Annotated in this window: 8 protein-coding genes; 1 reads left to right on the forward strand and 7 read right to left on the reverse strand. The window is 69.3% G+C overall.

Annotated elements, in window-relative coordinates; translation table 11 throughout:
* Positions 1-595 precede the first annotated feature (595 nt).
* Positions 596-8,800, forward strand: coding sequence for a ricin-type beta-trefoil lectin domain protein (locus I2W78_RS25325; protein ID WP_196462567.1), 8,205 nt, complete (start codon positions 596-598; stop codon positions 8,798-8,800).
* Between the two features lie 646 nt (positions 8,801-9,446).
* Here the strand turns inward: I2W78_RS25325 and I2W78_RS25330 are convergent.
* From I2W78_RS25330 to I2W78_RS25360, 7 genes are all read right to left on the reverse strand, one after another.
* Positions 9,447-10,730 (reverse strand): tyrosine-type recombinase/integrase, encoded by a 1,284-nt coding sequence (locus I2W78_RS25330; protein ID WP_196462568.1) that lies wholly within the window; start codon positions 10,728-10,730, stop codon positions 9,447-9,449.
* Complete coding sequence (locus I2W78_RS25335) at positions 10,730-10,957, reverse strand: helix-turn-helix domain-containing protein (RefSeq protein ID WP_196462569.1); 228 nt, start codon at positions 10,955-10,957, stop codon at positions 10,730-10,732. Before I2W78_RS25335 ends, I2W78_RS25330 begins: the two co-directional genes overlap by 1 nt.
* Positions 10,957-12,381: a zinc finger-like domain-containing protein gene (locus I2W78_RS25340; RefSeq protein WP_196462570.1), complete on the reverse strand. Its 1,425-nt coding sequence runs from the start codon at positions 12,379-12,381 to the stop codon at positions 10,957-10,959. Before I2W78_RS25340 ends, I2W78_RS25335 begins: the two co-directional genes overlap by 1 nt.
* Before the next feature lie 148 nt (positions 12,382-12,529).
* Entirely contained in the window at positions 12,530-13,255 is a 726-nt protein-coding gene (locus I2W78_RS25345; RefSeq protein ID WP_196462571.1) for a DUF2637 domain-containing protein, read from the reverse strand.
* 30 nt (positions 13,256-13,285) lie between these two features.
* Positions 13,286-14,683 (reverse strand): cell division protein FtsK, encoded by a 1,398-nt coding sequence (locus tag I2W78_RS25350; RefSeq protein ID WP_196462572.1) that lies wholly within the window; start codon positions 14,681-14,683, stop codon positions 13,286-13,288.
* Between the two features lies 1 nt (position 14,684).
* Positions 14,685-14,873, reverse strand: coding sequence for a hypothetical protein (locus I2W78_RS25355; protein WP_196462573.1), 189 nt, complete (start codon positions 14,871-14,873; stop codon positions 14,685-14,687).
* Positions 14,870-15,223, reverse strand: coding sequence for an SCO3933 family regulatory protein (locus I2W78_RS25360; protein ID WP_196462574.1), 354 nt, complete (start codon positions 15,221-15,223; stop codon positions 14,870-14,872). Before I2W78_RS25360 ends, I2W78_RS25355 begins: the two co-directional genes overlap by 4 nt.
* Positions 15,224-15,308 lie beyond the last annotated feature (85 nt).

The raw sequence follows: 15,308 nt of genomic DNA on the forward strand, positions 1-15,308 counted from the left end.
AACGTCGTGGAGAATTCATCGGTTAGTGCGGTGACTTCGACTCTCTTCCCGGACTTGCGTGCCCGGCGCTGCGCCTCGTCCTCGTCGACCGGCTTGGCGATGCGCTGCCCGCGGGTGTCGGCGGCGCTCGGAGAGTCGTCCCGCAGTGTCAGCACCGCGCCCCCGCCGGCCAGCACTGCCAGCGCGACGGCGGCCGCGATCGCTCGCCCGACTCGCTTTCTGGCAGGCGGAGTTGCTTCGCTGTCGATCTCGCTCACGCGGGCCGGCCCTTCTCTCTACGGGGATGCCCTCGGGCCTGATGGCAGGCCGTGCGAGCGCGTGACGCGCGCCGGATTCGGGCGGATGGAGTATGAGCAGGGCCGACCGGTGAGATCAACACCCGGAAATTCCGTAGGGATTGAGGAAGGCTCAGTCCCTTGGCCGCGGCGTACTTTTTTGCAGCTCTTTGCGGCCTTTTGGAAAGTGACATAGTTAACACAGAATCTTCATTGCTTGACGGAACCTTTCACAAAGCCGCACCTTCAGCGCAGTCGTTGATCACACATGTGCCATCGCTCTGAGCGTTTCTGATGGTCTGTGGCTCGGGAAGGGTCGAGTGGCCGTGGGTGGGGTGCTGTCGTGGTGCGGCAGAGGTTCACTGTCCGGGAGATCTCCGCGTGAGCGCCTGATACGTCGCCGAACGCGGACCGGCGTCGTCGCCGGTCTGGTCCTCGCCCTCAACGTCACGCTGCTGCCCAGCGCAGTGGCGTTCGGCCCCGACGACGACCCGCGTACCACCGTCGAGCTGGACGAGCTGCAGCAGACCGACGCCGTCGCGCTGGACGAGGCGACGACCGACCGCCTTGACGAGCTCACCGGCCAGATCGACACCGAGCCGGAGAAGGAGTACGCCCCGGCGGCCGTCGCCGAGGTCCCCGCGGCCTCCGGCACCAAACCCGTCGACAACCTCGCCCCGGGCACCACGACCGAGGTCGCCGCCTCCGCCGACGGCACGGTCAGTGTCGCCGTCGGCGCACCCGAGGGGGCGTCGCCCGAGGCGGCCGACGCCCTGGAGGGCGAGTGGAGTGTTGCCGTCGCGCCAGAGGCTGAGGCGGTGTCAAGCGGTGCCCAGGGCTTCATGCTCGCCGTCGACGCCCCCGACACCGCCACCGGCAAGGCTGTCGTCTCCATCGACGCGACCCGCTTTGCCGAGGCCTACAGCGCCCAGTGGCTGGACCGGCTCTCCTTCACGCTGATGCCCGCCTGCTACGCGGACACACCCGAGTTGGAGGAGTGCTCGACCGGCCGTCCGGTCACCACCGAAATCGAACGCACCGGCGACACGGTGACCGTGCCCCTCGACGCGGGCGACTCCTCCGGGTCCGAGCCGGACCCCGGCGAGGACCCCGCCCCCGACGAGCCCGACGGCAGCACCGAGACCACCGCCGAGGTCCCGGAGACCCTCCTCAACCTGACCGTGGACACCGCCGACCTCCAGGCCGTCTCCACCGGTTCCGCCACCAATCCCGCCGTCGGCACCGGCACCGGCGGCGTGAGCCCGGCGGTCTGGCGGGGCTCCACCAGGACCGCCGTCCGGCAGGTCGCCGGCTCCTCCGGCGGTGGTCTCTTCGTCGGCACTTCCCACGGCGGCGGCGCCGGCGGCGACTTCGCGGCGGCCCCGCTGGTCTCCGCGGGCTCCTGGTCCCAGGGCGGCTCCACGGGCGCCTTCACCTACGCGTACACGATGGCCGCCCCGCAGGTCCCCGCCGGCCCGTCCCCGAACGTCACCCTCAGCTACAACTCGCAGACGTCGGACGGCCGTACGTCCGCCACCAACAACCAGGTCTCCTGGGTCGGTGAGGGCTGGGACTACCTCCCCGGCGCCATCACCCGCACCTTCGTCGGCTGTGCCGCCGACACCGCCAACGCCAACAACGACAAGCACTTCACCGGCGACCAGTGCTGGGGCACGAACAACGCCGTGCTGTCGCTGAACGGCACCACCACCGAGCTGGTGCGCGGCGACGAGGACGGGCAGTGGAAGAGCGCCCGCGGCGACAACATGCGCGTCGAGCTGCTCGACGAGACGAAGTACAAGGACGTCGTCGGCAAGGACGTCACCCACACCTCCAACAACGGCGACAACAACGGCGAGTTCTGGCGCGTCACCACCAGCGACGGCACCCAGTACTACTTCGGCCTCAACCGCCTGCCGGGCTGGACGTCGGGCAAGCCGGAGACCAACTCCGTGCTCAACGTGCCGGTCGCCGGCAACCACAGCACCGACCCCTGCCACGCCACCAAGTTCCAGGACTCCTTCTGCGACCAGGGCTGGCGCTTCCAGCTCGACTACGTCGTCGACACCAGCGGCAACGCGATGACGCTGTGGTGGGAGAAGGAGAAGAACGCCTACGCGCGCAACATGAAGGAGAAGCCGGCCGTCCGCTACGACCGGGCCGGCTACCTCAAGCGCATCGACTACGGCCAGCGCACCGGGACGCTGTTCTCCGACGAGCCCCTCGGCCGCATGGCGTTCACCGCGCAGGAGCGCTGCCTCTGGGACAACGTCCTCAAGGTGCCCTGCACCGATACCAACTTCAACTCCAAGCAGTCCCATCTCACCCGGCCCTGGTTCGACACCCCCGCCGACCTCGCCTGCGCCACCGGCGGCAAGTGCTCGACGTACGCCCCGACCTTCTGGTCCCGCAAGCGCCTGGCCACGGTCACGGCGTGCGCCCAGCGCCAGCAGGGCGTGCGGCTGACCGAGTACAACGATTTGGACGACTCCGGCTCTCGCCACGCCTGCGGGATCAAGGACGACGGCGACACCACGACTCTGCTGTCCAAGGTGGACTCCTGGGCCCTGGAGCAGTCCTTCCCCTGGAACCTGACGGGTGAGTACACCGCGCTGTGGCTGGAGTCCATCACCCGCACCGGGTACGCGGTGGACGGCACCACCGAGGTCCTCAACCCCGTCTCCTTCGGCCACAACGACAGCCCGCTGCCCAACCGGGTCCGCGAGGGCGCGGAGGACAGGTCGCCGGTTTTCGCCCGGCTGCGCATCCAGAACGTGATCTCCGAGTACGGCGGCCGCACGGAGGTCATCTACAAGAAGCCCGACGGCGCCTGCCTCACCGGCAGCGACTTCCCGCCGAAGGACAAGAACCACGGGCTCTGCTATCCGGCTTACTGGCACGCCGACGACGAGCTGGCCGACAAGCGCATCTCCTGGTTCAACAAGTACCTCGTCGAGCAGATCACCGAGTACCCGCAGCTGTTCGACGCCAAGAACGTCACGACGACGTACAAGTACGAGACCTTCGACGACCCCGTCAACGGCGCGCTGTGGGCGAAGAACACCGCCGAGTTCTCCCGCCCGAAGACCCGCACCTGGGACCAGTGGCGCGGCTACCCCACGGTCATCACGGAGACCGGCATCACGGACGGCGCCGAGGGCAGCGTCGCGTCCAAGTCGGTCACCCGCTACTTCCGCGGCATGAGCGACGACGTCCTCGACGACAGCACGCCGACCGACGAGTCCGACAACCCCAAGCGCTCGTACACGATGCCGGACATCACCGGCGCGGGCATCAAGGCGGACCGGCAGGCCTACGCGGGCATGGTCGCCGAGTCGCTGACGTACCCGGACGAGGCCGCCGCGACCACCACCGACTGGATATCCCGCACCGTCAACTACCCCGACGACCCGGTGCGCCTGGCCACTCGCAACCGCCCCGCCAAGGACGGCCCGGACGTGATCGCCGAGCGCGTCACGCTCGGCAAGACGGAGACCATCACCAAGGCGTCGGGCCAGGGCGCGGACAAGTCGACCCTGCGAACGGTCCGTACGGAGACCGACTACGACGCCGACGGTCTGCCGACCGAGGTCCGCGAGTACGGCGACATCAACGACAACCGCGACGACGCGTGCACCACCACCTCCTACGTGCACAACACGGCGGACGACAACTACCTCGTCGGCCTGGTCTCCCAGACCGTCACCACCACCGGCACGACCACCTGCTCCACCGAGCTGTCGGCGGGGACCCGGTCGACGCTGGTCGCCGCCTCCCGGGTGTTCTACGACGATGCCGGCGACCACACCGCCACGCCCACCAAGGGCCTGGTGACGAAGACTCTGACGCCGACCGGCACCGGCACCGCCTGGCAGAGCGACCATCCCGAGTCGCGGACCACTTACGACGAGTTCGGCCGCATCACGGCGGTCACCGACCCCACCGGGCTGGTCAACCGCACCGCGTACTCGCCGTCCGAGGGCCAGGTCTACGGGATCACGACCGTCGAGGGCAGCAAGGTCGTCGACGGCAACGAGACCGGTTTCACCAGCACCGTCACGGTGGAGCCCGGCCGCGGCGCCACCCTGACCGCGAAGGACGCCAACGACCGCGTCACCCGGTACACCTACGATCCGCTCGGACGCACGGCCGCCACCTGGGACGCCACCCAGTCCGCCACCGACGACCCGACGGCCCGGTACACCTACAACACCGACCTGCGGAAGCCGGTGTCGGTGGTCATGGAGTCGCTGGAGGACAACCCGACCTCGGCGGTCGACGGCGACAACGCGGTGTACGAGAGGTCCACCACCATCTACGACGGCCTGGGCCGCGAGCGGCAGGCCCAGACGCCGGCCGTCGGCGGCGGCCGCCTGGTCACGGACACCTTCCACAACAAGTCCGGGCAGGTGCGTCTCACCCGCAACGCCTACTACATGGAGGGCGCGCCGGACACCGAGATCGCCGCTCCCAAGTCGGACTCCCTCGTCCCGAACGCCACCACCTACACCTACGACGGCCTGGGCCGCGTCCTGACCGTCACCCCCGTCCACTCCTCCTTCGCGCAGACGGGAGCGACGTACACGAACGGCGACGGGACGGTGGCGCACCGCAGCACGGACCGCCGCACCCGCTACGAGTACGGCCTCGACTACACGATCGTCCGCCAGCCCCAGGGCACCCCCGGCTCCCGGGTGTGGACGGACGCGCTGGGCCGCACCGTCCGCCAGGACACCTTCAGCGACACGCAGCTCAGCGAGTCCGGCGCGATCACCACGACGTACGAGTACGACCTGCGCGGCGACATGGTGACCAGCACCGACGACGCCGGTCACACCCGCACCTGGACGTACGACGCGCTGGGCCGGGTCACCGATGCCACCGACCCGGACACCGGCGCCACGCACACCGAGTACGACGACTACGGCCGGGTCCTGTCGGCGCGCGACGGCCGCGGCACCACGCTCTCCTATACCTACGAGCGCTACAACCGGGTGGAGCAGATCAAGGCCACCCCGCCGAACTCCACCACCGCCACTGTCGTCCAGTCGTACGCCTACGACGCCGCCACCGGTGGCAAGGGCCGGCTCGCCTCGGCCACCCGCTACACCGACGGCAAGCCGTACACCACGTCCATGGCCGGCTACACGGCCGACTACCAGCCCACGTCGATGACGGTGGCGCTGCCGCCGGGCTCGACCCCCGGCCTGACCGCAGAGGGCTTCGCCACCCAGTACCCCTACACCTACAAGTACAACTCCGACGGCCAGATGGAGTCGTACACCGCCCCGGCCGCGGGCGGTCTGACCTCCGAGGCCGTCGTCACCCGGTACAACGAGGCCGGGCTGCCGGTCACGGTGTCCGGCCGGGACTGGTACGTCGCCGAGACCGCCTACTCGCCGTACGGGCAGGTGCTGCGCTCCACCGTCGGCGAGCAGGGCCACCGGGTGTGGCAGGAGAGCACCTTCGACGAGTCCACCGGTGAGCTGCTGACCAGCAAGGTGAAGCGGGAGACCGCGACGGAGAGCACCGTCAACAGGCGCTCCTACGCCTACGACGCCTCCGGCAACGTCCTCACCGTCGCCGACACCGACGGCGGCGGTATCACTGACCGGCAGTGCTTCACGTACGACACGCTCGGCCAGCTGAGGCAGGCCTGGACGACGCCGAGCGGTGGCTCCTGCACCGCGTCCGGCAAGTCCACCGCCGAGCCGGTGTACTCCGACGGCACGGTCAACGTCTCCTCGAACAACGCCGGTTACTGGCAGTCCTACGCGTACGACGTCCTCGGCAACCGCACCAAGAAGACCGTCCACAAGGCCGACCCGACCTTCGACGCCGGCAAGGTCGTCACCGACGGCGACGTCGTCACCGACTACGCGTACGGCACCAGCGACACCGGCAGGAACGACCAGCCGCACACGCTGACGTCGTACACCACCACGTCGAAGACGGCGGCCGGCGCGACGGTCACCACCCGCTCGACACAGAGCTACGACCTGGCGGGCAACCTGGAGTCGCGGGGCACCGGCGGCGACACCGCGCAGGGGCTGACCTGGACCTGGGACAACAAGGTCGAGACCGTCACCGGTTTCGGCGCCGACGGTTCCGGGGCCTGGGTGGGCGCCGACAGCAAGTGCCTGGACCTGGCCGGAGCCATCACGGATGCCGGTACGGCCCTGCAGCTCTGGCCGTGCAACGGCAACAAGGCGCAGGACTTCCGTATCCGGGCGCTGGACTCCGACGACAACGGCACGGTGGAGAACCCCACCCTCGGCCAGCTCGTGGTCGCGGGACGCTGCGCGCAGCCGACCGGCACGACGGCCGGGTCGGCCGTCCGGATCCAGGCCTGCGACAAGAAGGTGGCGACCCAGCGCTGGCAGACGCTGGACACGGGCCAGATCAAGCTGGTCGGCACGGAACTGTGCCTGTCCACCCCCTCGACGACGTCCGGCACGGACCTCACCCTGGCGGCCTGCAACCAGACGCTGGCCACCCAGCTGTGGAAGCCCGCCTCGAAGACGGCGTACGTCTACGACGGCCTGGGCAACCGCCTGCTGGAGCGCAGCAGTGCGGGCGCGGTGCTGCACCTGCCGGACACGAAGGTGTCCCTGAACACCGCCGGAGGCGTCCGCTACGCGGAGCGCACCTACGGGCACGCCGGTGCCCCGTCGGTGACGCGCTACCGGGAGGTGTCCTCCACCGGCGGCACCACCGAGCAACTGTTCGCGCAGGCCACCGACATCAACGGCACCCCGCTCGCGGAGGTCCGGCTCGACGGCGGGATGAGCGTCCGGCTGACGAAGAAGGACCCGTGGGGTGCGGATCGCGCCATCAACCCCCAGATGCGCTCGCACACCACGTTCCACACCGGTGACGACGACGCCGCGACGGGCCTGATCCACCTGGGGGCGCGGGAGTACGACCCGCAGACGGGCCGCTTCATCTCCGCCGACCCGGTCCTGGACCAGAGCGACCCGCTCCAGGCGAACGGCTACTCCTACGCCAACAACAACCCGGTGACGCACGCCGACCCGAGTGGTCTGACGTCGTCGGCGTCGAGCTTCGATGCGTCGATCGCGGCGCTGGAGGCGAAGATCGCCGAGTATCAGCGGACGCTGAACCGTTCGATCGGCGATGTGATCCTGGCGACCGGCTGGGCGGTGTTCAAGGAGTTCGTCGGCTGGGGCGATGTGGTCGGCTGCTTCTCGCAGGGCGACTTGTGGGCGTGCGGCAGCCTGCTGATGGATGCCATTCCGTGGACCAGCGTCTTCTCCAAGGGCAAGAGGATGTGGCGGGCGTTCGAGTCGACGCTGGGCGCGGTGCGGGCGTGGCAGTCGGCGAAGCGTGCGGCCGAGATCGGCATCAAGGCGGCCCGTGCGGCGAAGGCGTCTTTGATCCGGGCGAAGAAGGCGGCGGAGGCGGCCGCGGCGGAGGCCAAACGCAAGGCCCGCGCGGCGGCGAAGGCGGCGGCGGAGGCGGCGAAGAAGAAGTCGCACACCGGGTCGAAGGGTGCCCGCGGTAATCCGGTCCAGGTCAAGGCGCGTACGACGTCCCAGTCGAAGGGGTCTTCGGGCGGGGGTCGGGCGGAGTCGAAGTCGGGTGGTTCGCGGGGTGGTTCGGGGCGGGAGGACTCGGACTCCGGGGGCGGCGGCTCGGACTCGGGGGGCGGCGAGGGCGGAAGCTGCCCGACGGTCGACAACAGCTTCACGCCGGACACCAAGGTCCTGATGGCCGACGGCTCCACCAAGGCGATCAAGGACGTCAAGGTCGGTGACAAGGTCCTGGCGACGGACCCGGAGACGGGCGAGACCCGGGTGGAGACGGTCACCGCCGAGATCCTGGGCAAGGGCGTCAAGCACCTGGTCAAGGTCACCATCGACACCGACGGCAAGAAGGGCACGCAGACCGCGTCGGTCACGGCGACCGACGGCCACCCCTTCTGGGTGCCGGAACTGGGCGAGTGGATCGACGCGACCGACCTGCGCGCGGGACAGTGGCTGCGCACCGGCGCCGGCACGCTGGTCCAGATTGCGGCGATCGAACGCTGGACGACTCTGTGGGCCACGGTCCACAACCTCACCGTCAGCAACCTGCACACGTACTATGTGCTGGCGGGGGCTACGCCGGTCCTGGTTCACAATTGCGGCGAGGGTGATGGCTACCTTTACCGCGGAGTCCCGAATGAGCATTACAAGTATGATGATGCTTTGGAGGGGCGTGCTGTCCCGCTTGGCGGGCACTCTGACCCGGGACGTCACGCGGGCGGTAATACTAATAGTGAGTTCACTTCGTGGACTCATGACTACGAGGACGTCGCTCTTGACGCGGCCGAGGAGCTTGGTCCGGGAGGGATCGTAATGCGAATCCCGCACGCCAGCGTCCCGGCCGGCAGAGATGTTCGAATCCATGGGACCGAACATGAAGTGTATGAGGAGTCGGAGCATGCGCTGCGTGGCGTGATCGATGGCGCAGAGATCAGTATCGACAGAGGGCCCTGGCGCAGGCCGGGCGGTGGCGGATAGACCGCTGCTGGGTGCCGTCTGAGACCAAGCGAGTTCACAGATTCGTGGGAGAGTTCCGTGGAAAGAAGCCGCCTTGCGCAACTCCTCGCCGGGGCTAGTGAAGTGCGGCTTCTTTCCCGAGCCGCCCTCGGTGGAGGTGTCGATTACAAGGTCTGGCCTGAAGGCGTCGCAACTCAACGTCTCGTCTCCATCTATGAGAGGCGAGAGCGTGGAACCCGCCGCTCTGGCCAACCTTCGCTTGGATTCGCTGAAGCACTCGATTCCCTTCGCGCGTATGAGGGCACCGAGCTTGCAATCGGATTCATCGATGATCGACGTCGGGGCGGGTACTACTTCCAGCTCTTCCTGAACCTGGAACTTAGTTCGGTCGTTGCCTGTTTCGGAGTGAAATCAACTCGGGATCTTCAGGATTCTTAAGATGGTCGCCTTCGGGTAAGTTACCTGACGTGATTTCCAGCCAATGGGACCCTGTGGGGTCGGGCCCGAGAAGTCGGTAGTCCGGTTTCGCGGGTTCAGGAAGTGCCGACTGTTCTGAATGGGATTTCAGGTCCCACGATGGATTTCCCCTGGATTGTTGAGACGGCTCGGGGCCCTGCCAGTTTTCGGCAGGGCCCCGAGGTGTTTGACGGCAACGCTGACGGCAACGTCAGCGGACGACGCCTGCGGCGGATGGTTCGTCAGGGTCGTCGTCCTGGGCGCCGAGGGCGTTGCCGAGGGTTTCGATGGCTTGGCGCTGGAGGCGGAGTCGGACGTGGGCGTAGACGTCGGCGGTGACGCCGATGTGGGAGTGGCCGAGGAGTTCCTTGATCACCACGAGGTCGACTCCCTGTTCCAGAAGCAGGGTGGCGGTCGAGTGGCGGAGGTCGTGAAACCGGATGCGACGCAGTCCTGCGCGGTTGAGGAGTCGGCTGAACCTGCGGGTGAGGTTGGCGGGTTCGAGAGGACCGCCGGTGGGGGTGGTGAACACGAGGCCGTTGTCCGACCAGCCCGTCCCCGCGGCCCGGCGTGCTTCCTCCTGCTGTTCCCGGTGGGTCTTCAGGGAGTTGACGCATTCGGTGGGGAGGGCGATGCGACGCTCGGAAGCGCGGGTCTTGGTGTGCAGGACGGTCAGGCCGCCGGTGCGGGTGCGCTGGAGGGAACGGTGGATGGCGGCGGTTCCCGTGTTGAGGTCGAGGTCGTCCCAGTGCAGCCCGAGGAGTTCGCCCTTGCGGAGTCCGGTGCGTAGGGCGAGTTCGTACAGCGCGTGGTGTCGGTCGCTGCTGGCTGCGTGGAGGAACTGCCGGGCCTCGCTTGCGGTGAAGGGCTTGAAGCGCCGGGTGCGGGGTGCGGGGGTTTTTACGTTGCGGGCGACGTTGCGTGGCAGGTCGTCTTCGCGGACGGCGTGCTCCAGGGCGGACTTGAGGACCGAGTGGACGTAGGTCACGGTCAGCGGGGAGAGCCGCTTATTGCAGCACTGGCCGATGGCGCAGCAGGAGCGCCGGTCGGTGTCCCGCCCCTGGGTGCAGCACTGGCAGGCGACGCGGAGGTGGTCGAGGAAGGTGCGGACGTCGCGGGCGGTGAGTCGGGCGAGCTTCTCGACCCCGAGCTCGGGGTCGAGATGGAGGCGGACGCAGGCGGCGTAGCGGGTGTGAGTGTTCTCCCGCACCTGGTGCACGGCAACGCCGTTCAGCCAGTACGTCAGGTACGTACTGACGGTGCTGTCGGCCGCCGCGACGGGCAGGCCAAGGTTGCTGGCGGCGATCTTCTCGGTGAGCTTGGCCAGGGCCTCCTTACGGCTGGTGCCGTAGACGCGGACGCGCTTGCGGGTATTGCCGGGAGCGAGGACGTACCCGGCGGCTTCCCAACGGCCGTCCTTGCGCTGATAGACGGTCCCGTCGCCGTTGGCGCGGGAGCGGGTGCGGCGGGATGAGGCGGGGCGCGGCGTGGTCATCAGGCGGCGGCTTCCTGTTCGAGGCGGGCACGGATGAAGTCGGTCAGAGCGTGGGTGGGGATGCGGCGGGCGCGGCCGAGGGTGATCGAGGCGAGTTGGCCGGAGCGGAGCAGGTCGTAGACGGCGGAGCGGCCGAGCTGGAGGCGGACCATCACCTGGGGCACCGTGAGCAGATCCAGCGCCGGTGCCGCCTCCGTGCGGTGAGCGGTGAGCGGGGGCGAGGTCATCAGCAGCCCCCTTCGGCCGCGAACCGTCGTTCCAGTTCCCTGCGGTGCCAGACGTGGGCGGCGAGGAGCGCGGCGCCGGGGCTGTAGCCCGAGCCGAGGTAGTCCCACTGGCCGACGACGAGCGTGGTGGCCGGGTCGAGGTCGGGCAGGCCGGCGCGGGCCTGTTCGGTGCGCCAGGTGCGGCGGGCGTCGCGCAGCGCGCCCAGGGTGGTGGAGTAGCTGCGGGACTTGGTGGAGAAGTGGCCGCGGAAGCCGAGCATGTGCGCCCACTTCCAGAGCTTGAGTTCGGAGAATTCCGGCAGGCGGCCCAGTTCCCAGCAGGTGCGGATCATCTGCCGCACGTGCCGGGCGACGGCGAGCCGGGGCAGCGGCCGGGCCTGGCCGGTGCCGTCGCAGGCGGTGCACGGGATGGGGGTGCCGTGGGACAGGAGGGTGGCGCCGCGTCCCTGGCAGGGGCGGCAGTACAGGGCGCGGTCGAGGGTGCCGGAGGCGTCGGCGGACTTGGTGGCGTACTTCGCCACATAGGCGGCTACGGCCTGGTCGCTGAATTCGGCGTTGGTGCCGAAGGCGGCGATCTCGCGCACGTCGAGCTGCTGGCCCCAGCCGAGTTCACGTTCCCCGACCGCATCGGAGCCGACGGTGATGCGGGCGCGCGGTGCGGCGGCGCGGATGGCGTCGGTGAGCACGGCGGCGGTGGCGTTCGGGGGCGGGGGCTGGGTGTTGCCGTCGGGGCCGTCGAGGCGGATGACGGCGTGGAAGTGGACCAGGCCGCGCTTCTGGTACTCGGCGACCTTGGCGAAGGACACCCGCAGAACCGTGCGGGCGGCCTTCTGAGGGAGGCCGAGCCGGAGGGCGAGCTCGCGGCGCAGGTAGGTGGTGAAGCGGGCCCACAAGGCTCCGGCGTGGGCGTTGAAGAGGACCGCGCCCGCGTAGTCGTACGTCGCGGGATTGAGCGGTGTGCCGAGCAGTGGGTCCGTGGGCTCGTGGCGGATTCCGCAGCGGCAGGGCCGGGCGTCGGGGCGGTTATGGACGGGGCCGAAGGAGGGGGCGGTGAGGGTGGCGAAGACGCGGGGGTGGGTGCGGACCGCGTCGGGGACGGTCTTGCCGCCGGAGAGGCCAGCGCGGATGAGGTGGTAGGTGTCGGCGGCGTAAAGGCGGGAACAGGCCGGGCAGCGTGAGGCACGGCGGTTACCGCACGTGGTCAGCAGGCTGCCGGTGGGCTCGTCGGAGGAGTTGTAGGAGCGCAGCACCTCGCCGGTTGTGGTGTCGACGGTAGCGGTGTGGCCGGTGAGGCGGACGGGTTCGGTGCAGCCGCCGAGGTGTTCGATCTGCTGCTGTGCGCGGTCGAAGTCGGGATGGTTGACCAGGTGGAGCAGGTCCCGCACGGCGGGGCTTGCCACGTGGCGCAGGTCCAGGGTGACCATTCGGGGCGTGTCCCTTCAGTTCGGGTGGGCGACCCCGAGCAGCAACCAGTCAGGAAGGCGTGTTGGTGCTGCTCGGGGCATGGCGGACCGGGCCCATCAGGTGGGCGTGGAGTTACGCGAGGGGGATGCGGCCGGTGAGGGCCGGGGCTCAGAGCTGAGCGAGGGCGGCGGTGGCCACCGGGAGGGCGATGCCCATGCGCGCGCCCAGGTGGGCGGCGGTGATCGGGGTCCCGTGCTCGGCGCGGTGGGTGTCCGCGATGCGCCGGGCCGCGTCCAGCAGGGCGGCAGGCAGGGCCGGGCCGGAGGCGGGCCGGGTTGTCTGGGCGACGGCGGCGGGAGCCGCGACGGTCGGCGGTTCCTCGGTCGGCGAGGCGACGGCGACTGGACCAGGGGCCGGGAGTGCTGATTCAGGTGCGGGTGCTTCGGCGGGCACCGGCTCGGAGACGGGAGCGGTGGCGTCCTCCAGGTGCGGGATGGGGGTGTGGAACTGGGTGAGGAGGGTGGGGCCGACGTGGCCCCAGCCAAGGAGCAGGAGCGGGGCGACGGTGTCCAGGCAGGCCCGGCCGTAGCGTCCGGTCAGCAGTGGTTCGGCGGTGTTCAGGGCGAGGGTGAGCAGCCCACACAGGTGCAGCAGCCGGGTACCGGCCCGCAGCTCCGCTTTGGGTACGTCGCGCAGGGCCAGGAACCGCAGGGCGACCAGGAGTCCGACGACGGACAGGTCCACCATGGGGGCGATCAGCGGCGCGATCGGGTGCGGAACACCGAGTCGCAGCGCGAGCGCCCAGACGTTACCGAAGGAGAAGACGAAGGCCAGGGCCGCGATGACCGCCATGACCACGGTCACGGTGCGCCGGGTGAACCGTTCCTCCCTCATGATCTCAACCTCCGTTCTGGGAAGGGTCGTTCAGGACTGCTTGGTGAGCCGGGGTGCGGGCATTGCCGTCCGGCCGGTCGAGCGGAGAAGCGCGTCCAGGCACAATTCCGGGTCGACGGTCAGGTGCGAGGTTTCCTCGGCGACGCGGGCGGCGTCGCCGTCGGAGACGTACGGGGTGCGGATGCGGGTGTAGCCGGGGCGGCCCTGCATCGCCATCACCGCGACGCCGACGTAGGCGGGGTCTTGCAAGGTGACCGGGCTGGCGTCGGGCCAGTTGCGGATGTCCTCGCCCAGCGCGGCCACTGCTGCCTCCACCGTCTTCTGCGCGAAGGACAGCCCGATGGGGCACACGTCGCGGATGAAGGTGGGGATGGCATCGCCGGTGGTCTTCTGGCTGATCAGGATCACAAGGATGCCGACACTGCGGCCCTTCTTGACCAGGTCCTCCACCAGCCGGGCGTTCTCCGCCGTCAACGCGGCCAGCCGTTTCGTGGCCGGGTCGCTGCCCTTGTAATCGCGGAAGTACGTGTGCGCCTCATCGATGATCAGGACCGTGAGCGGCCATTTCGGAGAGGGGCCGACGTGCCACATGTTCTTCACGCCCAGCACGTCCCGGATCGTCGCCGAGCGTCGCTTGCGCAGCTCCACCAGCCGTTTGAACAGCGCGTTCGCCTCATCGAGGTCGTCCCCGCAGAACGCGAACATCCGCTTGACCAGGTCGGCGTAATCACCTTCCAAGGCCCGCGACACCTTCCCGTCCGCAGCCGCGATCTGCACGGCGGCCGACGGCGCGAAGTCGCAGACAAACTTGTTGACCCCCGAGGTCTTGCCCGCACCAGGGACGCCGGCCATGGTCACCCCGGGCACGTTGGCCAGGGACACGCACACCTTCGCGGCGTACTCGTCCATGCCCAGCTCCCAGCGCGTCAGGTCCGCGGGTGGGCGACCGGTGGGCCGGTGGCGGGTGGGCGTAGTCAGCGGGTCGGAGCGCACGCCCCGAATCACCACCTTGCCGGGGCCGTCCGGCAGCACGGACACTCGCGTGCACCGCCAGGCGTCCGCCAGGAACCGGGCCGACTTCTGGTACTCCTCCAGCCCGACCTGCGGCAGCGTGCGCGCCCGGACGATCACCCCGAACTGGTCGGGCTTGACCTTGATCTTCGGAGTCAACACCCGGGGAGCGGGGGTGGCTCCGTCCTTCTGGGCGGTGATCTGTGCGAGCAGGCCCGGGGTCTTGTCGATGACCGTCAGACCGGCCATCCGCGCGAGGCGTACCCAGCCCCAGCGCACCCGGACGGCCTGCCGCATGCTGGCCCGCATGCCCTTGTCGGCCCGGACGTAGCGCACCACCGTCACCAGCAGCCACACACCGACCAGCGCCGTAGCGATCGGCAGCGCGTACGACGCGTATTCCGTGACGGCTTCCATGTCAGGCCCCCTCTTCGCGTATCAGGTGCAGCATGTCGCCCAGGTCGAGGCGGGCCGCGCGCTCCGGGCTCAGGCCGAGCAGAGCAAGTACCGCCGTCGAGACGGCGAACGTGCCCTTGTCCTCGGTTCCCGGCAGGGGCCGGAGGGGGTACAACTCCCGCTCCGGTGTGGGGTTTTCGAAGCGGATCACTGGGCAGCCTCCACCGTCACCAGGTCCAGGCGGGCGGCCCGGTAGGCGACGCCGTCGGAGAGCTGACCGTTGAAGATCCGCGCCCACGGGGTCGCGAACAACTCGACCGGCCGCACCATCGCCCCCGGCTTGAGCCCGGCTGCGAGGCCGGTCTCCGGGACCGTGATCTTCAGGACTTCGGCCCGGCCGTCCTCCATCAGCATCACGGTCACCGTGTACAGCGATGCCCCGGTCTCCCGGTCGCTGGCGACTTCCCCGGTCTGCTGGTCCTTGATCTTCAGCACCGGCTCGGTGCCCGCGATGCACACCGCCGACGGCAGCAGAGCAACACGGATTCGAGTCATGGCCATGCCATCACGCCCCTTGTTCGGTGGAGTCGCTTGATCGACTCGCCATGACCATAGCGGCACACTCGCTACGCCCGCAACACTCGAT

The sequence above is a fragment of the Streptomyces spinoverrucosus genome (genome assembly GCF_015712165.1).
GTDB lineage: Bacteria > Actinomycetota > Actinomycetes > Streptomycetales > Streptomycetaceae > Streptomyces > Streptomyces spinoverrucosus_A.

What these genes read in the sequence shown, in the direction of transcription:
- I2W78_RS25330 (WP_196462568.1), bottom strand. Translation starts at nt 10,730, where the DNA reads ATGACCACGCCGCGCCCCGCCTCATCCCGCCGCACCCGCTCCCGCGCC.
- I2W78_RS25335 (WP_196462569.1), bottom strand. Translation starts at nt 10,957, where the DNA reads ATGACCTCGCCCCCGCTCACCGCTCACCGCACGGAGGCGGCACCGGCG.
- I2W78_RS25340 (WP_196462570.1), bottom strand. Translation starts at nt 12,381, where the DNA reads ATGGTCACCCTGGACCTGCGCCACGTGGCAAGCCCCGCCGTGCGGGAC.
- I2W78_RS25345 (WP_196462571.1), bottom strand. Translation starts at nt 13,255, where the DNA reads ATGAGGGAGGAACGGTTCACCCGGCGCACCGTGACCGTGGTCATGGCG.
- I2W78_RS25350 (WP_196462572.1), bottom strand. Translation starts at nt 14,683, where the DNA reads ATGGAAGCCGTCACGGAATACGCGTCGTACGCGCTGCCGATCGCTACG.
- I2W78_RS25360 (WP_196462574.1), bottom strand. Translation starts at nt 15,223, where the DNA reads ATGGCCATGACTCGAATCCGTGTTGCTCTGCTGCCGTCGGCGGTGTGC.